The 18,087-nt window shown below is 61.5% G+C and carries 22 protein-coding genes; 11 read left to right on the top strand and 11 right to left on the bottom strand.

Going from position 1 to position 18,087, the window contains the following annotated elements; genetic code table 11:
- Nucleotides 1–11: 11 nt before the first annotated feature.
- Together KI811_RS10195 and fsa are read left to right on the top strand one after the other, a co-directional pair.
- The gene (locus KI811_RS10195) at nt 12–299 is read left to right on the top strand and encodes a YHS domain-containing protein (protein WP_214186373.1); all 288 of its coding nucleotides are present in this window, start codon (nt 12–14) and stop codon (nt 297–299) included.
- A complete protein-coding gene (gene fsa, locus KI811_RS10190; protein ID WP_214186372.1) occupies nt 296–940 on the top strand; it encodes a fructose-6-phosphate aldolase in 645 nt (214 codons plus the stop codon). The genes KI811_RS10195 and fsa overlap by 4 nt, the downstream gene beginning before the upstream one ends.
- A gap of 81 nt (nt 941–1,021) precedes the next feature.
- Here the strand turns inward: fsa and KI811_RS10185 are convergent, their stop codons facing one another.
- The 8 genes from KI811_RS10185 to KI811_RS10150 form a co-directional block, all read right to left on the bottom strand.
- Nucleotides 1,022–1,636 (bottom strand): GNAT family N-acetyltransferase, encoded by a 615-nt coding sequence (locus tag KI811_RS10185; RefSeq protein WP_214186371.1) that lies wholly within the window; start codon nt 1,634–1,636, stop codon nt 1,022–1,024.
- A 2-nt stretch (nt 1,637–1,638) separates the two neighbouring features.
- Complete coding sequence (locus tag KI811_RS10180) at nt 1,639–2,004, bottom strand: SET domain-containing protein (protein WP_214186370.1); 366 nt, start codon at nt 2,002–2,004, stop codon at nt 1,639–1,641.
- Nucleotides 2,005–2,081: 77 nt separating this feature from the next.
- Nucleotides 2,082–4,100, bottom strand: a complete 2,019-nt coding sequence (locus tag KI811_RS10175; RefSeq protein WP_214186369.1) for a TonB-dependent receptor plug domain-containing protein — start codon at nt 4,098–4,100, stop codon at nt 2,082–2,084.
- A complete protein-coding gene (locus tag KI811_RS10170; protein WP_214186368.1) occupies nt 4,087–5,670 on the bottom strand; it encodes a sensor histidine kinase in 1,584 nt (527 codons plus the stop codon). The genes KI811_RS10175 and KI811_RS10170 overlap by 14 nt, the downstream gene beginning before the upstream one ends.
- A gap of 3 nt (nt 5,671–5,673) precedes the next feature.
- Nucleotides 5,674–6,213, bottom strand: a complete 540-nt coding sequence (locus KI811_RS10165; protein ID WP_214186367.1) for a YfiR family protein — start codon at nt 6,211–6,213, stop codon at nt 5,674–5,676.
- Nucleotides 6,214–6,231: 18 nt separating this feature from the next.
- Complete coding sequence (locus KI811_RS10160) at nt 6,232–7,332, bottom strand: PAS domain-containing sensor histidine kinase (RefSeq protein WP_214186366.1); 1,101 nt, start codon at nt 7,330–7,332, stop codon at nt 6,232–6,234.
- Nucleotides 7,333–7,335: 3 nt separating this feature from the next.
- Nucleotides 7,336–7,761: a response regulator gene (locus KI811_RS10155; protein ID WP_214186365.1), complete on the bottom strand. Its 426-nt coding sequence runs from the start codon at nt 7,759–7,761 to the stop codon at nt 7,336–7,338.
- A 5-nt stretch (nt 7,762–7,766) separates the two neighbouring features.
- Complete coding sequence (locus KI811_RS10150; RefSeq protein ID WP_214186364.1) at nt 7,767–8,390, bottom strand: DedA family protein; 624 nt, start codon at nt 8,388–8,390, stop codon at nt 7,767–7,769.
- Nucleotides 8,391–8,476: 86 nt separating this feature from the next.
- On the opposite strand from KI811_RS10150, the gene KI811_RS10145 reads away from it, so the two are divergent.
- The 4 genes from KI811_RS10145 (at nt 8,477) to KI811_RS10130 (ending at nt 12,724) form a co-directional block, all read left to right on the top strand.
- On the top strand, nt 8,477–10,123 hold the full coding sequence (locus KI811_RS10145; RefSeq protein WP_214186363.1) for a putative manganese-dependent inorganic diphosphatase: 1,647 nt from the start codon (nt 8,477–8,479) through the stop codon (nt 10,121–10,123).
- 4 nt (nt 10,124–10,127) lie between these two features.
- Nucleotides 10,128–11,945: a bifunctional homocysteine S-methyltransferase/methylenetetrahydrofolate reductase gene (locus KI811_RS10140; protein WP_214186362.1), complete on the top strand. Its 1,818-nt coding sequence runs from the start codon at nt 10,128–10,130 to the stop codon at nt 11,943–11,945.
- Nucleotides 11,946–11,978: 33 nt separating this feature from the next.
- The gene (locus KI811_RS10135) at nt 11,979–12,389 is read left to right on the top strand and encodes a hypothetical protein (RefSeq protein ID WP_214186361.1); all 411 of its coding nucleotides are present in this window, start codon (nt 11,979–11,981) and stop codon (nt 12,387–12,389) included.
- Between the two features lie 92 nt (nt 12,390–12,481).
- Nucleotides 12,482–12,724 (top strand): YtxH domain-containing protein, encoded by a 243-nt coding sequence (locus KI811_RS10130; RefSeq protein WP_004512202.1) that lies wholly within the window; start codon nt 12,482–12,484, stop codon nt 12,722–12,724.
- Between the two features lie 67 nt (nt 12,725–12,791).
- Here KI811_RS10130 and KI811_RS10125 read toward each other — a convergent pair whose 3' ends face one another.
- Nucleotides 12,792–13,085, bottom strand: coding sequence for a Dabb family protein (locus KI811_RS10125; RefSeq protein ID WP_214186360.1), 294 nt, complete (start codon nt 13,083–13,085; stop codon nt 12,792–12,794).
- Between the two features lie 157 nt (nt 13,086–13,242).
- Between KI811_RS10125 and KI811_RS10120 the strand changes: the two genes are divergently transcribed.
- Nucleotides 13,243–13,422 carry a putative signal transducing protein gene (locus tag KI811_RS10120; RefSeq protein ID WP_214186359.1) on the top strand — a complete coding sequence of 60 codons (180 nt, stop codon included), beginning with the start codon at nt 13,243–13,245 and terminating at the stop codon, nt 13,420–13,422.
- 53 nt (nt 13,423–13,475) lie between these two features.
- Here the strand turns inward: KI811_RS10120 and KI811_RS10115 are convergent, their stop codons facing one another.
- Entirely contained in the window at nt 13,476–14,132 is a 657-nt protein-coding gene (locus KI811_RS10115) for a YiaD family glycine zipper/OmpA-like lipoprotein (protein WP_214186358.1), read from the bottom strand.
- Between the two features lie 186 nt (nt 14,133–14,318).
- Nucleotides 14,319–14,579, bottom strand: coding sequence for a hypothetical protein (locus KI811_RS10110; protein ID WP_214186357.1), 261 nt, complete (start codon nt 14,577–14,579; stop codon nt 14,319–14,321).
- Nucleotides 14,580–14,905: 326 nt separating this feature from the next.
- On the opposite strand from KI811_RS10110, the gene KI811_RS10105 reads away from it, so the two are divergent.
- From KI811_RS10105 to modC, 4 genes are all read left to right on the top strand, one after another.
- Entirely contained in the window at nt 14,906–15,331 is a 426-nt protein-coding gene (locus KI811_RS10105) for a TOBE domain-containing protein (RefSeq protein WP_214186356.1), read from the top strand.
- 243 nt (nt 15,332–15,574) lie between these two features.
- Nucleotides 15,575–16,327, top strand: a complete 753-nt coding sequence (gene modA, locus KI811_RS10100) for a molybdate ABC transporter substrate-binding protein (RefSeq protein WP_214186355.1) — start codon at nt 15,575–15,577, stop codon at nt 16,325–16,327.
- A gap of 7 nt (nt 16,328–16,334) precedes the next feature.
- Nucleotides 16,335–17,018 (top strand): molybdate ABC transporter permease subunit, encoded by a 684-nt coding sequence (gene modB, locus KI811_RS10095; protein ID WP_214186354.1) that lies wholly within the window; start codon nt 16,335–16,337, stop codon nt 17,016–17,018.
- 1 nt (nt 17,019) lies between these two features.
- Entirely contained in the window at nt 17,020–18,075 is a 1,056-nt protein-coding gene (gene modC / locus KI811_RS10090; protein ID WP_214186353.1) for a molybdenum ABC transporter ATP-binding protein, read from the top strand.
- Nucleotides 18,076–18,087: the final 12 nt, after the last annotated feature.

Here is an 18,087-nt window from a genome sequence, read left to right as displayed (position 1 = left end):
AGAGTTTTCCAATGCGGCTGATTATCATGCTCATCCTGATCTATGTGGGTTTCAGGATCGTGCAGGGGCTCATGCACAAGAAGCAGGACGAAAAACCGACGGCGCCGGAGCCGGAAAAGGAAGAAACCTTCCAGGACCCGGTCTGCGGCGTCTACGTGACCGAGGATGACGCTGTCATCGGCCGCCACGAGGGAAAGCGGATCCATTTCTGCTCCATGGCCTGCCTGGAGAAGTACCGGGCGAGCCTTGAGCATGCGAGCACCACCCATAACCAATCAAACCCGGAGGAACACAAATGAAGTTTTTCATCGACACCGCAGATGTGAATGAAATCCGTGAGGCCCACGAACTCGGGCTCGTGGACGGCGTCACCACCAACCCCTCGCTCATCGCCAAGTCGGGGCGAAAGTTCGAGGAAGTCATCAAGGAGATCACCGGCATCGTTGACGGCCCCATCTCCGCCGAGGTGGTCTCCCTGGACCACGACGGCATGATAAAGGAAGCCGAGGAACTGGCCAAGATTCACAAGAACATCGTCATCAAGCTCCCCATGACCCCGGAAGGGCTCAAGGCCTGCTCCACCCTGACGAAGGAGGGTATCAAGACCAACGTGACCCTCATCTTCACCGCCATGCAGGCCCTTCTGGCCGCCAAGGCCGGCGCCACCTACGTCTCCCCCTTCGTGGGGCGCCTCGACGACATCTCCCAGGACGGCATGGGGATCATCGACGACATCAAGACCATCTTCGACAACTACGGCTACACCGCCGAGATCATCGTGGCCAGCGTCCGGAACCCGATCCACGTCCTGAACGCCGCCCTCATCGGCGCCGACATCGCCACCATCCCTTACTCGGTCATGCTCCAGCTGGCCAAGCACCCCCTCACCGACGCCGGCATCGAGCGGTTCCTGAAGGACTGGGAGAAGGTGCCGAAGTAAGATCTTCATGCTTCGGAGTGAAAAACCCCGACGGCGGAGTGCTGTCGGGGTTTTTTTGTGAGAGGCGCTTCTGAGACCTTCTCAAGGGTTCTGGAGTTGCTGTAACTCTTTCATCCAGAACACCATCGTATTCTCGGTGACATTGCCGTCAAGGTCCGGCCAGGGAAGGGTAACCCTCAATTCCGGATGTCTTGTAAGTCCGACCCTGGTCAGGAGTCCGTCGATGGGGTGATAATCGCTCGGCCTCAGAGGATGGTCTTCGGGTCGTTCAATGGTTGCGCAGGCCAGGTGGTGATACCTCCCCAAGGCGCGGACGTGATCCTCAAACTCCTTCAAAAGGCGCGAGCCGAGCCCCTGTCCCCGATAGGCCGGGAAAAAAAGCACTTCACCAAGGTAGTAGATGGTGTCCAGGGAGAAGGGGCTGCCGGCGAATGATGCCGTGAAGGAAGTCGGTTCCCCGCTCAAGGGGATCCCGGTGACGGCGCCGATAACGGCATCCCCGTCCCGGACCACGAACACGCAGGCGTCCGGCGCTTCGGCGTAGGCCTGCAGATATTTAATCTCGATTTCCCGGGAGCCCTGGTAGAGGTAGGGAAATTCCTTGAATATCGTGATCCGGAGCCGGGCGATTTCCGCAAGGTACGGTCTGACCGCCGGGCCGACGAGCAGTTCCCGCTTGAATTTCCCCCAGTCCATTCCTATCCCTCTCCAAACCGGTGAGCAAAATCCCCGTAATCGCACGTGATCTCCTCTCCTGGCTGGATATCGCGCGCAGCTACCGAGTAGTCACCGTAGGAAAGCTCTGTTGGCTCATTTGCGTGGTTCGTAAATCTGGCATCGTCTGAACAGAGCACATACCTGTTCAGTTCCGGGTCGTAATGACCGTAGTGGTGAACTTGTGCCTGAACCGACGGGGGGAAGCTTTGCAGTTCCTCTTCTGTAAACAGGCGGTCGAATCCGGGAACAAGTTTCCACGTGACTGTCCCCTTGGGAATAAATTCCTGGGCAATCAAACCAAATCCGTGAATTTTGCTGATTCCCACCCTCGCATGTACTAAGAGCACGATTTCCCCTTTCACAATACTTGAAGGACTTAAACAAGAGATCTATCCGTCCGGGATACGTCCTTTTTTTCTATTGATCAGATTCCCGGCGTATAGCTGATCCGCAGCACGTATTCCCTCCCCGGGCCGGGGAGGGGGGCATGGCCGCCGTTGTAGGGCTGGATGAATTCGTGGTTTGCCCCGAAGAGGTCAAAGACTCCGAGGCCCACATCCACACCCTTCCAGAAGGCGTTGCGGTAGAGGAGGTAGAGGTTTGCCACCAGTTCCGGGTCGTGGCGGCTCACTTCCGGTTCGCCCGTGTCCGGATTGGTGCGGTCGAAACCGTAGCGGTCCCCCACGAACACCAGCGTGGTGTTCAGGTTGAGGTTCCGTGTCACCTTGTAGCCGGCGTCGAGGGTTACCTTATGGGCCGGGAACGCCAGGAAGACGTCGTCATGGCCCGGCACCCGGAAGAGGTCGGAGCCCGTTTTCGTGGCCCGGTAATAGGAGTAGCGCAGAGCCAGGTGTCCCCAGTCATCCCGGAATTGGTACTCGGCCTCCACCCCTTGGGTTCCGATGCGCCCCTCATTCTTGTAGGCATCCAGGCTGTTGACGAAATCGTAGTAGTAGTTGATGGGGTGATTCATGCGGATATCGAAGAGGTTGACCGTCACATGGTTGCGGGAGTCGAACCGGTGGCTTGCCTCCAACTCCAGTACGTCGGCCGTTTCGGTCTTGAGCTTGTTGCCCGTTTTCAGGGCTGCCGACGTCTGCTCGATGGTCGGAGCCCGGAAAGCCCGGTTGTAGATGGCCTTGACGGTGGTGTCTCCAAAGCTGCGGGCAAGGCTGAGGCGGGGGACGACAGAGGGATCGTATTCGCTGTGCTTTTCGAGGCGTACTCCCGCCGTGATGTTGACGAGGGATGTCTTGAGGAGCCATTCGTTGTAAAAGGCGTAGCGGCTGAAATCGATGCTCTGCTCACCATTGGGGAAGAGGTATTTCCGTGATGGCTCGTTCCCTCCGTAGCGGGCGTATTCCCATTCATAGTCGGCGCCGAACAGGGTGCTTGCCCAGTTGGACAGGTCCCAGTCGGCCCTGAGCTTCAGACCGTACTTCTGGACGGTTGGGTCATAGTAGGTTGCGTCGCTCACCGGGACCCCCGTGTTGCGCCAAGGCTGCTGGATGGTTGCCTCGAAGAGCGGTGTCAGGCGCAGGTTGTCGGTGATCTGGGCCTGGTAGGAGACCTGGCCGAGGGCAGACGTGAAGCGGACGCGGTAATCGTAGGGGAGGACACTGCCGTACCCGTCGCGATGGGTGATCAGGTGGTTGTCATAGAGAAACCGGGCATCAAGGTTCCCCTGCCGGTATTTCAGGCCGACGCTCCCCGTCTGCAGGTCCGAGTCGTTGCGCATGTCCCACTGGTTTCCGCTCTGGTCCGTATAGGTCCCGGCGCTCCTTTGGGCGAGTTCCCCGAACAGGGAAATGCCGAAATAACCGTTTTCTCCGACGTTCGCGCCATATTTCGCGGTAAGGTTCTGGCGGGCGAACCCCCTGTCGAAAAGGCCGGTGGTGGACGAGGCCTGGACCCCCGGCACCTCGGCCCCGACCTTGGTGATGACGTTGATTACCGCCAGTTCCGCAAAATTGCCGTACATGGCCGAGCCGGGACCACGGATGATCTCTATCCTCTCGATCTGTTCCACGGGGAAATGGCTTCCGAAGGGGACGTTGCCGTACAAAAGATCGTTGAGGCTCATGCCGTCGATGGTGAGCTTTGCCCTGGCGTTTTGTGCGACGATACCCCTGAACCCTATTACAACCGTATTCCATATATCCCCCCCGAACTCGAACCCCGGCACCATCCGCAGGACGTCGACGAGGTCCCGGGCGCCGGACAGTTCTATCTCCTCGCGGGTGATGACGCTCACGACCGCCGGGGCCTCGCTCGGCAGGGCCGGCTTTGCGGATGCCACCGTCACCTCCATCTTCAGCAGATCGTCCAGGGAGAGTCCCCCATTCTTTTCCGTACGGGCAGTCTCCGTCGGCGGCTCGGCTCCATGGGCGAGGGAGCCCGTCAGGAGAAGCACCAGGGCAGCCAGGAGTCTAGAGCGCAGCATCGTAATCCCTTTCTTTCGATGGTTTGGGTATGGTGATCGTGAAGAGCGAACCGGCCCCCACGTGTGAATGAACCGCGATGGTGGCGTTGATGCACTTGGCGAACGCCCGCGAGTAGGGGAGTCCCATGCCGGAACCGACGATGCCCGGATGGTCCCCCTTCTTGAACAGATCGAAAACCTTCTCCAGTTCCGCCTCCGCAATGCCGATGCCGGTATCCCGCACGCTCAGGGTCCATTCATGTTCGGTTTCCCTGCCGGCGATTTCGATTACCTTCTCACGGGAGTCCCTGGTGAACGTGACGGCGTTCTCCATGAGATGGGAGAGAATCTGCTGCAGAACCGCGGGGTCGGAGGTGATCCGTTCCGGCACCGCTGCGATGTCCAGGGTGATGCCCGCCTCTTCGATCCGGGGGAGGAAGTCGGCGACAACGTCTTGCAGCAGAGGGGGGAGTGCGAACTCCCGGGGTCTCGCCTTCAGGGTGCTGATCTGGGAGATGTTCACGACCGCCTGGTACATGGTCTTGACCGACGATACCGATTTCCTGAGGATATCGAGGCTGAAGTCGGTTTCTCCGCCGAGGCTTTCCTCCAGGGCCGCCGCGTCTTCGGCGGTCATCATGGTCTCGTACTTGGCCAGGACCCGATGGGCAGCGGCCACGGAGGCTGATACCTCCTCCACGTAGCAGGTCAGGTTCAGGATCGGCGTCCGGAGGTCGTGGTGGAAGATGTGGACGAAGTTGCGCAGGTCCTCGTTGATCTGCTCCAGATTGTGCGTGTGATTGGCCAGTTCCTTTGTCCGTTGCTCCACCTTTGATTCAAGTTCGTCCCGGTTGCGCTGCAGTTCGTCGTCCCGCAGACGGATCTGTTCGAGCATCTCGTTGAAGCTCTCGGTCAATACGCCGATCTCGTCGGCGCTCTCGACCGGAATCCGGATCTGGTAGTTCCTGCTGGCGGATATGGTGTTGGCGGCCGTGGTCAGGTGTTCGATGGGGTCGATGATCGAGCGCTGCTTTCTCGTGATGACGGCCCGGCCGATCAGGAACGAGATGACGAATACCGCTCCCAGGGCTGCAACGATCCAGAGGATGCGGTGATAGAGCGCGGTCAGGTTGTAGCGGATGGTGAGGGTGCCGAGCTTCCGGTTGTGGTTGATGTCGTCGGTGGCAACGACTACGCTGCGAAAGTCGAAGTGGGTCAGGTGAAAGGATGTGGCCTCCGGGGTCAGGGGCGGCTGGTCTGTGGCAGAGGCGACACCGTTGCGCCTGTAGGTGGCGAAGAGTTTTCCCGCGGCATCGTGGACCGTCGCGGCATCTATGCTCCCGTTGCTGGAGAGGGCGGAAAGGAGGGCATTGGCAGCCTTGGCGTCGTCGAACATCAGGGAGGCTTCGATGTTTTTAGACAGGATCTCTCCCTCGGTGGTTGCGGCCGCGATGAACTGGGACCGGTATTCCCCGGTTGCGATGATGCAGAACAGCACGATGCTGCAGAGAAAAGCCGCTGCCGTTGCCTGCCGGTAGATGCGGCTGAACTTCTGCTCGAGCGGGATGTCGCGAAAGGGGGAGCGTGTCATTGATCAGTAAACCTTTTTTGCCAGCGACAGGAGCCGGGAGTCGATTTTTATCCTGCCGGCTTCCGCAGCCTTGGTGCTGATATCGAAGGCCAGCTTCTTGTCTCTCAGATAAACGTGAATGATGCCCCCCTTTTCGATGAAGCGGTCGCCCCCCCCCACGGAGAGCACGCGCTTCTCCCTCGCCTCTCTCAGGAGAAAGTTCTCCCCGCGCACGGCATGGTTTTCCACGAAAAGGACATCGCATCCTTCCAGATCCCTGTTGCCGTCCAGGTTGCGCAGCCGCACTCTGGCATCCAGCCCCTTGAGCTGGATGTAGGAGCGGACTTCCGAGGAGAGCTCTTCCGACGCTGCCATGCAGACCCCGTAGGTGGCCTGTTTGGGTCTTCCCGGCCACTCGACGTAGCCGAGAACGTTCACGACGAAGAGGGCCTTGAGCTTTTCCTCGGTCACTTCCTCGCCATGGGCATAGGGACCAGCTGCCAGGGAGAGGGCGCAGAGGAGGAGACACGAGCAGAGTATGCGGAGAAAGTAAGGGGAAACCATGGGTGCCGGTGAATTACCTCAGACCACGAGGGTCTTGGGGAATGCCACGTGAAAGGTTGTCCCCGTTCCTTCCTGGGATTCGAACCAGATGCGGCCCCGGTAGCGTTTGAGGAGCGCCCTCGCCAGGGGCATGCCGACGCCGTCGCCGGGGATGTCCAGGTCGGTGGCGCGCCTGAAGAACATGAACACCTTGTGCCGGTTGTAGTCGGCAATGCCGATGCCGTTGTCGCGTATCGAGAAAATCACTTCCCGGTCATTTTCACCGGCTTTGATCGTTATGGCTCCGGGACGGGAGGGGTCGAGATACTTGACGGCATTGTCGAGGATGTTGCTGAAAATCCGCTCGGCCACGGTTGGGTCGATCATCAGGGAGGGAAACACCGCTTCCATGGAAATTTGGCAGTCCTTCTGCCCGATCCGGTGGCGCATGGAGGTGAGGACGCTCCGGATGAGGCCGGCCATGTCCACGCGCTGGTCGTTCAGCGGTATCCCTTCCAGCTTGGAGAAGACGACCAGCAGATTGACCAGACGTTCGACCCGCTTCGCGCTTGATTCCACAAAGCCGATGGCTTCGAGCATCTCTTCGCGATACTGGGTGAACAGCGCCTCGGATTGCGGGGAGAGATCCGGGGCCTTGCTGATCTGCCTCATGAAATTTTCGGTCAGGCCCCGCAGTTCGCCGGTGAAGCCCTTGATACTCACCACAGGCGAGCGGAGATCGTGGGAGACGCTGGAGACGAACGTCTGCAGTTCCCGTTCGGAGACCTCCAGGCGGGATTCGATGGCGGCAAGGGTCTGCGCCACCTCCGGTATCTCTCTGCATTCGATCAGTTTCACGATGTAGCGGTAGGGGGCGAGGTTCTGGCCGAGCACGGGGGACACGACGGCAAGCAGGGACAGTCGCGCCCCGGAAGCCTTTCTCAGTTCCACCCCGCTGAAGGTCTCCATGCCGGCAATGCCGGGGGCTCCGACTGCGCAAAGGACGACTTCATGGAAGAGGCGGCCGGTGACCGCATCCGCCCGGTAGCCGGAAAGGAGGGTGAACGCCTCGTTTGCCTCGATGATCTTCCCGTCGGCCGCCACCACGAGGGTGGGATGTGTGCTTCCGCTGCCGGACATCCTCTAGGGAAGCCTCATCATCGTGAGGGTCGCGGCGAGGAAGTCGATCGTCACCTGGAAGGCCGTGTAGTCCATGGGCTTGACCAGATAGAGGTTGGCCCCCTCCCGGTAGCATCTGCGTATCTCGTCGGGGTGGTCCGTTGTCGTGAAGACGATGACCGGGACCGCGGCAGTGGCCTCATTCCCCTTGAGGCGCCTCAAGACCTCAAAGCCGTCAATGCCGGGCATGTTGATGTCGAGGACAACGAGATGCCGGTGAAGGTCTTCCGGGGGGGTCCTCTCGAAGTACTCCAGGGCCTTGCGTCCCGTGTCGAAGGGGAGGATCTCCACGTCGGCGCTTTTCATGAGGTTCTTGGTGATGAGTCTCGTATGGCCCGGTTCATCCTCGATCAGGATGAGCTTCGTCTTGGTGGCGCCCTGCTGTGTCATGGCGGTTATCTCTCCCCTGCTGCGTCAGTGCTCGGGCTTTTCCGCCGGTGCCGCCGCACGTAGGCCGCCACCAGCACGACGCTGAAGATGATGACCCCGATCAGCGCCTGGTGGGAGTACTTCATGATGAGCTCCCGGTTTTCGCCGATGACGTAGCCGATCCAGGTGAGGATCGTCACCCAGAGGAATGCCCCCGCAACGGTGTAGAAGGCGAATTTCCCGTGATGCATTCCGGCGAGCCCTGCCGGGAGCGAGATCAGGTGCCGGACCACGGGAAGGAGCCGGCCGATGAAGGTTGAAATCTCGCCGTGCTTATGGAAGAATGTTTCAACTTTCGCGAACTTCTCTTCGGTGATCCAGACATACTTTCCGTATTTCAGAAGCAGGGGCCGCCCCAACCAGTGGGCGGCAAAGTAGTTGACGTAGGCACCCACGAGGCTCCCCACTGTCCCCAGGAGGATGGCTACCCAGATGTTCATCTCCCCCTGCTGGGCCAGGTATCCGGCAGGCGGCATCACCAGCTCGCTCGGTATGGGGATGACGGAGCTTTCCATGGCCATGAGGATGAAGATGCCGGGATAGCCCATGGTGCCGATGGTGGCTAGAAGCCAGTCGATGATCTGTTGCATGGGAAAATGTCCTTCCGCTGGGTTGGGTAAAGCACAAATTTATAGCACATTTCGGGTCGCTCAGGCCAGAAAAAGCAGGAGAATCAATGGATAAGCAGGTTTACGTGGTTGGACACCGAAACCCCGATACCGACTCCGTCGCCGCGGCCCTGGCCTACGCGGCCCTCAAAAACCGCCAGGGGCAGACGAATGTGACCGCTGCCATGGCCGGCGAGCCGAACCCCCAGACCCGCTACATTCTGGAAAGGCTCGGGATCGAGCCGCCGGTCTACCTGGCCGACGTCCATCCCAAGGTCTGCCACGTCATCAATCGCCAGCCGGTGACGGCCGTCAGCAGTACCCCCCTGCGGGATGCCTTGGGGATCTTTCACAAGCACGGCATCCGGGTATTGCCGGTGGTTGACGAGGGTGGCGCGCCGCTTGGGCTCGTGTCGCTCCTCAAGCTCTCGGAGAAGTACCTGGTGGCCGGCTCCGACCGAAAGCGGGGGGTCGACGCCTCGCTCCGCACCCTGGCCTCCTGCTTGGATGGCACCTTCCTTACCGGCGCCCCGACCGACGAGGTGGAGCACCTCCATCTCTTCATTGGCGCCATGCTGGAGGAGTCGTTCTCGAGCCGCATTGAGGGGTATGACCCCGCATCGCTCCTGATCATGACCGGCGACCGCCGCAGCATCCAGCAGGCGGCCATCGAGCGGGGGGTGCGACTCCTGGTGGTAACCGGCGGCTTTCCATTGGCCGAAGGGCTGCGGGCGCGGGCGCGGGAGCAGGGTGTGACGGTCATCTCCACACCCCACGACACCGCCACCGCCGCCGGCCTGGCCCGCCTCTCCACCCCTCTCTCCCACTTTGTGGAGGCCAGGTTCGAGAAGATCGGGGTGGCCGAGCCCCTGGAGCACCTGCGCCTCAAGCTTCTCCACTCGGGGGAGCCGGCGGTGATCGCCGTGGAGGAGGATGGCACCATCGCCGGCGTCGCCACCAAGTCGTCGCTCCTGGCGGAGATTCCCTACTCCCTCATCCTCGTGGACCACAACGAGCTGGCCCAGTCGGTGCCCGGGGCCGAAGTGGTGGAGATCCTGGAGGTGATCGACCACCACAAGCTGGGGAACCCCCCCACCAACCAGCCAATCACCTTCATGGCGGCGCCGGTGGGGAGCACCTGCACCGTGGTGGCCTCCCTCTACCGGGAGCGGGGGATCGAGCCCGACCAGAAGATGGCGGCGCTCCTCCTGGCCGGGGTCCTGTCGGATACTGTCATCCTCAAGTCCCCCACAACCACTAGCCGGGACCGGGAAATCGTCCTGTGGCTCGAAGAGCGGGCCGGCCTCGATCACGTGGCCTTTGGCAAGGACATCTTCTCCGCCTGCGGCGGCTTCTCGGCCCACGGTACGCCCGAGAAGGCGATCCGGGCCGATTTCAAGCATTTCACCGCCGGCGACACCCTCTTCGGCGTGGGGCAGGTGGAGGTGGTGGGCTTTGACGAGTTCTTCGACCTGAAGGAGACCCTCCGGGAGACCCTGAAGAAGGTGAAGGAGGCGGACCGGCTCCATCTGGCAGGCCTCATGGTGACCGACATCTACAGCGAAACGACGCTCTTTCTGGCAGAGGGGAAGAACGAACTGGCCCACATCATGGGGTACCCCCAGGTGGAGCCCCACCTCTACGAGCTGAAAGGGGTCATGTCCCGCAAGAAGCAGATGGTGCCGCATCTCTTGAAAGTCCTGGGGAAGCTCTAGAACGATGAATTTTCTCGAACGTCTGAACAGCGAAGTCCTTGTGGGGGACGGTGCCATCGGCACCATGCTCTATGCCAAGGGAATCTCCCTCGATGCCAACGTGGAGCACCTGAACCTGGTGCGGCCAGAGCTGGTCCTGGAACTCCACCGGGAGTACCTGGCCGCCGGGGCGAAGGTCATTGAAACCAACACCTTTGGCGCCAACTGGACGAAACTCGCGGCCATCGGCCTCGATAAGCGGGAGCGGGAGATCATCCTGCGGGGGGCCCGGCTGGCCCGGGAGGCTGCCGAGGGATCCGATGCTTTCGTGGCCGGCTCCATGGGGCCCCTGGCGAGGGTGAAGGGGGACGAGCGGGAGCTTTCCCCGGGCGAGACCACGGAGATTTTCCGCCGACAGGCCCTGGCCCTGGCCGAGGGGGGGGTCGATCTCCTCATCCTGGAGACCTTCACCGATCTTGCGCAGATCCTCTGTGCCCTGACAGCGGCCCGGGAGACGGGGCTCCCGGTCGTGGCGAACATGGCGTTCCTGGAGAACGGCCGCCTTGCCGGCGGGGCCGACGTGGAACGGGCGGCGCGGGAGCTGACCGACGCGGGCGCGGACGTGGTGGGGGCCAACTGCGGCGCCGGCCCCCTGGAGGTCCTCGGCACCATCCGGCGCATGGCCCGGGCCACCGGGCTCCCCATCGCGGCGTACCCCAACAGCGGCTTTCCCGAGTACGTGAACGGCCGCCACGTCTATCGCACGACCCCCGACTACTTTGCCGAACGGGCTGCCGAGATGGTGGCCGCCGGGGCGGGGCTCGTGGGGGGGTGTTGCGGCACCACGCCGGAGCATATCCGGCACCTTGCCGAGAGGCTGGCAGGGCTGCGCCCCGCGGTCCGGAGCGTGGTGGCCCCGGCGGTTGCGTTCGAAGAGCAACGGGAAGAGGTTGCCGCAGCCGAGGGTTTCCTGGCTCAATGGGGTAAGGAGCCGATAGTCACCGTGGAGTTGGATCCCCCCAAGGGATTCGACTGCGGGAAGATCGTCGAGGGGAGTCGGGCTCTGAAGGTGGCCGGCGCCGATGCCATCAATATCGCCGAAAACCCCCTGGCCCGCATTCGGATGGGGAACATTGCCCTGGGGCATCTCATCCAGCGGGAGGTGGGGATCGAGGTTATTGTCCACGTCACCTGCCGGGACCGCAACCTCCTGGGGCTCCAGTCTGACCTCATGGGGGCAAGCCTCCTCGGTATCCGGAGCATCCTCGCCGTCACCGGCGACCCGGCCCGGATCGGGGAGCAGGCCGGGGCCTCGTCGGTCTACGACCTGAATTCCTTCACCCTCATCAAGCTCCTGGCCGACCTGAACGCGGGGGTGAACGCCCTCGGCAACCCTCTTGGCCGGGGAGCCGGGTTCGCCATCGGCTGTGCCTTCAATCCCAACAGCCAGCGGATGGAGGTCCAGGCGGAACGCCTCGCCAAGAAGGTTGCCAACGGGGCCCGTTTCGTCCAGACCCAGCCCCTCTACGACCTGGCACGCCTCGACGAGATGCTGGAACGGACAGCCCCTCTGGGGATCCCGGTGCTGCCGGGCATTTTGCCTCTCGTGAGCGAGCGCAACTGCGAGTTCCTCCACAACGAGGTGCCGGGGATCGTGATTCCCGAGGATATCCGGGCCCGGATGCGGGGGAAGGAGAAGGACGAGGGGGTCCGGGAGGGGCTCGCCATCGCCAGGGAGTTTATCGATGCTGCCCGGGAGCGGGTCGGCGGCTTCTATCTCATTCCCCCCTTCGGCCGTTACGAGATCGCCGTTGAACTGGTGCGGCACATCAAGGGGGAATAACGGTTTTCCGGGCTGTTATCACAGGAGGTACCCATGCGTATCCAGCGAGTTGTATCGTTTTTTCTTCTGCTTCTTTTTCTTGCCGGCTGCCGCAACACCTATCTGGTGGCACAGCGGTTCGACGAAAGCTCCCGGGAATACGACCGGCTGGTGCGCTGGCAGGAGCACGAAAATGCCTGCATGAGCTTCGCAGCTTCCGCTATCGCCGATGAATGCCTCACCCGGGCCAAGGCGGCCAAGGGGGTCTCCATGGCCGATTACCGGGTGAAGGGGGTGGATATGGATCCGGAGAAGGGGACGGCGACGGTGAGGGTGGAGATCGACTATTACATTCTCCCGTCCACCCGGCTCAAGACCCTGGAGGACGTCCAGCAGTGGCGCTACGAGGAGGTCGACGGGAAGGAGCGCTGGCGCATCGTGACGCCGCTTCCCGAGTTCAAGTGATTCGTATCATCGCGGTGTTTCAATGTGGGCAATAATGTGGTAAACAGTAAGGACTACCAGGCGTAATGCCAGACACCAAAGGAGCGCACCGTATGTCAGACAAAAACACCGAAACCGCTGCTATCTTGGCCTTCTTCGCCGGCGCGGCCCTTGCGGCCGGTGCCGCTCTCCTTCTTACCCCCAAGACCGGCCGTGAAGTCAGGGAAAAGCTCGGCGATGTCACCGAGGATGCGGTCGGGAAAATCCGTTCGGCAGTCCGCGAGGCGAAGTACAAGGTCGCCCCCAAGGCCAAGGACGAGCCCGGAGATATCGAAGGCGGCAGCTGCTGGATATAGGAAGTAACGACGCCCCGCTCCACCAAAGGAGACGGGGCGTTTTCGTATGCGGTTCCGGAGTGGATTTTCAGGCAGATTCGTAGTCGACCGCCACCACCGATGACGATACCGTTTTCATGTGGGGGATCACCTCGCCGGCGTGGTAGGGGTGGACCTGGTAGGCCTGGAGGTCTTCCATCGAGTCGAACTTGGTCACGAGGGCCAGATCATAGGAGCGCTCGGACCTGACCACGTCAACCCCCACTTCCAGGTGACGGAGCAGGGGGATTTTCCCCCCCATGCTCTCCAGCTTTTCCCTCGTTGCGGTCACGTTGGCCGGCGTGGGATCGTGGAGCTTGAAAAAGACAAGGTGGGTTATCATCGTTTCATTCCTCCCTTAATTCCTGTCACGTATTTCCTTACTGTAATCAGCCGCTGCCACCATATCACAAGCGGCGTCCCATTGCCACCGCGGGCGTGTGGTCCCGATTTTTCATGGTAGAGTTGTAGCCAATACATCAGGCAAAGGAGGTGCCGTCATGGTGAAGTTCTACGATCCGAAGGACCGGGCCGACCAGGCCCGCGTCGAGGCTATCCTTAGAGGCAGGGGGATCGAGTATTTTCTGCTGCCCGAGCCCCAGGAGGGAATCGGACCGCAGCAGATTCATGTGGCTGAAGAGGATCTTCCCACTGCGGAGGAGCTGTTGCGGAGGGGATGAAAAAAACGGCCCGCCGTCGCCGGCGGGCCGGAGTCTCCGTGGTTTTAACGGGATTACTGCTGTTGCGGAACGATGGTAATCTCGACCCGGCGGTTCAGGCTGCGGCCCGCTTCGGTGCCGTTGTCGGCAATGGGCTTTGTTTCGCCGAAACCGATGGTGGTCATGCGGGCCGGGGCCACGCCGCGGGCAGCCAGGGCGTTCTTGACGGCGGCGGCGCGGCGTTCGGAAAGCTCCTGGTTGAGAGCAGTGCTTCCTGTGCTGTCGGTATGGCCGGCGATGGTGATGGTCGTTGCCGGGTACTGGGTAAGAACCTGGGCCACACGGGTGATCTCGTCGTTGGCTCCCGGTTGGAGGATAGCCGAGTTGATCGGGAAGAGGATGTCCGATTTGAAGGTGACGGCAAGGACGTTTTGGTCGCGCTGGACGCTGGCACCCTCCACATTGGAGACGGCCTGACGCATGGCGGCTTCCTGCTTGTCCATGTAGTTGCCGATGGTTCCGCCGGTGAGGCCGCCTGCCAGAGCGCCCGCAGCCGCGCCGATGAGGGTGGACTCCGTGTTGCGTCCGATCGCTTGGCCGAGCCCCGCTCCGACCGCTGCACCGACACCGGTTCCTATGGCGGCACCCTTCTGGGTCCGTGTCATGGGCTGAGAACAGCCGGTTATGGTCGCCACGGCGATGGTAAGAGCGCAGAGTGCAGTCCGTTTCATTGATTCCTCCCTGGTGAATGAGATAGTGGTTATTATTAATGAGGAAGTATAGCACATCGGACGGGAGAGGCAACCGTGAAGGGGAAGCGTCTGAGTTGTTGACGGAGTCTGTGGAGGGATGCTGCGTCTGGAAGGGCGCGCCCCCTTCCCGGCAGAAAATGAGGGGGCGCTGCGCCCTGGTACTCGCTATGCTGCACTCTTTCCGGGAGCGGCAACCACCTTATCGGGTTGCCGTACCTCTTCCTCCTCGATGATGGAGGCAAAGCGGATGATCCCCGGGATCAGCTTGAGCGTGACAATGAGCGAGGCGAACCCGAGGAATCCGCCGGCAAGAAAGCCGTACTCCTCGGCTTCGGGTGCGGCAACCGGCAGGGCGTAGGATGCCACACTCAGGATGACGAGAAGGACGATAAGCAGAACGGCAAAACCAAGTCCAAGATTTTTCATGACTGCCTCCTTTTCGCTGCCGGGGATCACTTCTTATTAGTCAGGGCCAATCATAGCACCGGTTATTGTGTTTACAATATGCCTATTTTTTTCATACGCCACTTTTTCTGAGGAGTTAAATGCCTATTTATTGGGCGGATTCGTGGCAGGCTCAAGTGGGGAACGACTGGTCAAGCAGACGGTCTTGGTCGATACGAAAATCGCAGGGACAATCGAGGGTCCCTATCCGGGATGCGCCCGCTTTACATGCCGATTATCGGCGCTATCCTTTATACGCAGGAGGTGCTGCACTGTTGCAGCCTCAACCAATTTCAGGGAGGATGGCCATGAAACTAAGTGCACGAAACATGCTTCTCGGAACGGTCAGCGGTATTACCAAGGGAGCGGTGAACGCTGAAGTCTCTGTCACCCTCAAGGCAGGGACGCCGGTCACCGCGGTCATCACCAACGCCAGCGTCGATAACCTCGGCCTCGCCGTCGGCAAGGAGACCTATGTCATCATCAAGGCCAGCTCGGTCATCATCGGCTCCGATCTCCACGACGCCAAGGTGAGCGCCCGCAACATCATCTGCGGCACGGTTGTGAAGGTGATTGAAGGGCCGGTCAGCGCCGAGGTGGACGTGGAGATCGGCGGCGGCAACACCATCAGTGCGGTCATCACCCATGAAAGCGCCAGGAGCCTCGGCATCAAGGAGGGGGGGCATGCCTGCGCCCTTTTCAAGGCTTCGAGCGTGATCCTTGGGGTAAGCTGACACTCTTTGGGGAAATGTACCCGTCCATGCCTAAAGAGTGTGCGTTTCCCCTTTTGTTTGCCCATCGTTGTGTCATTTGTGCTATTACGATTCGGTCGGGCTTGTAGTATTATTCCTGAAATGACGCGGTTTCTACCGCCCATCGCCGGTCGGCATCACCCTTGCGAGGGTGAGGGTACGCATCGGAGACTCGGCGGCAGCGGCACTGCGCCGGGGAAATAGGTCCCAAGGAATATGAATTTTATGCGCATGAGAGTGAACACCCTTTTTCTTGCCCTTGCCGGCACCCTATTCCTCGCTCCGGCGGCCTTTGCCGCCGAGGTGAAACTCTCCGTGGCCGCCAGCCTGAAGGAGGTGGTCAACGACATCACGACCGTGTACGGGAAGAAGAACCCCGGTGTCACCTTCCAGAAGAACTATGGCGCCTCGGGTGCCCTGGCCAGGCAGATCGAGCAGGGGGCACCGGTCGACCTCTTCGTCTCGGCCAACCGGGAGTGGATGGACTACCTGAAGCAACGGAAGCTGGTGGCCCGTGACACCATTGGCACCTTCGCCTTCAACACCCTCGTCTTTGCCGGCACTACGAAGCAGTCGGTCTCCGGCATGAAGGACGTGGTGAAGCTGCAGCAGATAGCCATCGGGAGCCCCAGGAGCGTGCCTGCCGGCGAGTACGCGGTGGAATCGCTACGGGCCGCGGGGGTCGAGAAGGAACTGGCCGGAAAGCTCGTCATGGCCAAGGATGTGCGGGAGGCCATGAAGTACGCTGAATTGGGGGAGGTGGACGGGGCCTTCGTCTACCGGACCGACGCCCTTCTTCTGGGCAAGGCGGCGAAGATTCTCTTTACTGTTCCCCAAGGGCTCCATGACCGGGTTGCTTACCCCATGGCCCTCACCGTGGCCGGTGCGGAAAAGAAGGAAGCCCGGGAATTTCTCCGCTTCCTCATGTCGGTCGAGGCACGGAAGATTCTTGAAAAATACGGCTTCTTGGTGAAATAATCCCTCCATGCCCACCTTTACACCCGCAGACCTGGAAGCAATCCGCCTGTCGGCCAAGGTCGCCGTGGCAGCGACTATCGTGTCGCTCCCCTTCGGCATTGCCGTGGCCTATGTGATGAGCTACCTCTCATTTCGGGGGAAGACGGTCGTGGAGGTGCTCCTGAACCTGCCGCTTACGCTCCCGCCGGTGGTGATCGGCTATTTGCTTCTGCTGCTGCTCGGCAAAAAGGGATGGCTCGGGGGGATGCTGGACGCCGCGGGGATCAGGGTCGTCTTTACCTGGTATGCGGCGGTGATCGCCTCGGCGGTGGTGGGGTTCCCGCTCCTGGTCCGCTCAATCCGGATTGCCATGGAGTCCATCGATGAGCGGCTTATCCAGGCCTCCCGCACCCTTGGCGCCCGGTGGTACGATTCCCTCTCCACGGTCATCTTGCCCCTCTCGCTGCGGGGGATCGTGGCGGGCTCCTCTCTCATGTTCGGCCGCAGCCTCGGGGAGTTCGGCGCCACTATCATCGTTGCCGGGAATATCCCCGGAGTCACCCAGACCATGCCCCTGGCCATCTACGACTACGCCAGTTCCCCCGGCGGCGAGAAGGCGGCCCTGGCCCTCTGCCTCGTGTCGGCGGGGCTGTCGCTGGCAGTCCTCTTCCTCCACGAATACCTGGGAAGCCGCGTGACGAGGAGGAGCTGAAATGGAATTGCTGGTGAGGGGCACCAAGACCTTCGGGGCGTTCCACCTGGCGGCCGACTTCACCGTCGCGGGGAACCGCATCGGCATCTTCGGCGAGTCGGGGAGCGGCAAGTCGACCTTGGTGAATATGCTTGCAGGGCTCGAACATCCCGACAGCGGCGAGATAATGCTGGACGGCGAGCCCCTCTTCTCAGCCGACCGCCGCATCAACGTGCCGCCGGAGCGGCGGCGGGTGGCCCTGGTCTTCCAGCACCCCCACCTCTTTCCCCACCTCTCGGTCAGGGGGAATCTTCTCTACGGCTGGAAGCGATGCGCCGTGGCGAACCGCCAGGTGGGGCTCGACGACATCATCGACGTTCTGAAGATCGGCCACATTCTGGACCGGGGGGTCACCAACCTCTCCGGCGGGGAGAAGCAGCGGGTCGCCCTCGGCCGGGCGCTCCTCTCCAACCCCCGGCTCCTCCTCATGGACGAGCCCCTCTCGGCCCTGGACGACACCCTTCGCTTCCAGATCATCCCGTACCTGCGGGGGGCCTGCGAAGCCCTTGCCATCCCGTACCTCTTCATATCCCACTCCCTGGTGGAGATGCAACTCATGGCCGAACGGGTCATCGTCTTCAGCCAGGGGCGCCAGGTGGCGGACGCCACGCCGGATGACCTGGCCCGCAGCCGCATGGGGGAGAGCCCCGTGGGGTACATCAACCTCCTGCGGCTCACCGATCCCCGCGATAATGACGGTCTTACCTCCTACGGCTGGGCAGGGAACCGGCTCTTCCTCACTGCCCCGCCGGGGGAGGGAGAACTTCTCTTCGAGCTCTCCTCAAAGGACATGATCCTCTTCAAGAAGCATCCCGAGGCCATTAGTGCCCGTAACCTTCTCTGCTGCACAGTAACTGATACCTTCGGGGCGGGACGGAAAGCGGGGGTGGAGCTCCAGTGCGGCACCGGGCGGCTGGTGGCCGAGGTGGCCGTCGAGGCGGCCCGGGAGCTGGAGCTGGCCGTGGGGAGCGAGGTCTTCGCCGCGGTGAAGGCATCGGCCTTCCGGCGGCTGGGGTAGGGGCAGCGCCGG

The sequence above is a fragment of the Geobacter hydrogenophilus genome (assembly GCF_018501225.1).
In the GTDB taxonomy this organism is placed as follows: Bacteria; Desulfobacterota; Desulfuromonadia; order Geobacterales; family Geobacteraceae; genus Geobacter; species Geobacter hydrogenophilus.
The sequence above is the reverse complement of the archived record's forward strand: the minus strand, read 5'-3'. Positions and strand labels throughout refer to the sequence as shown.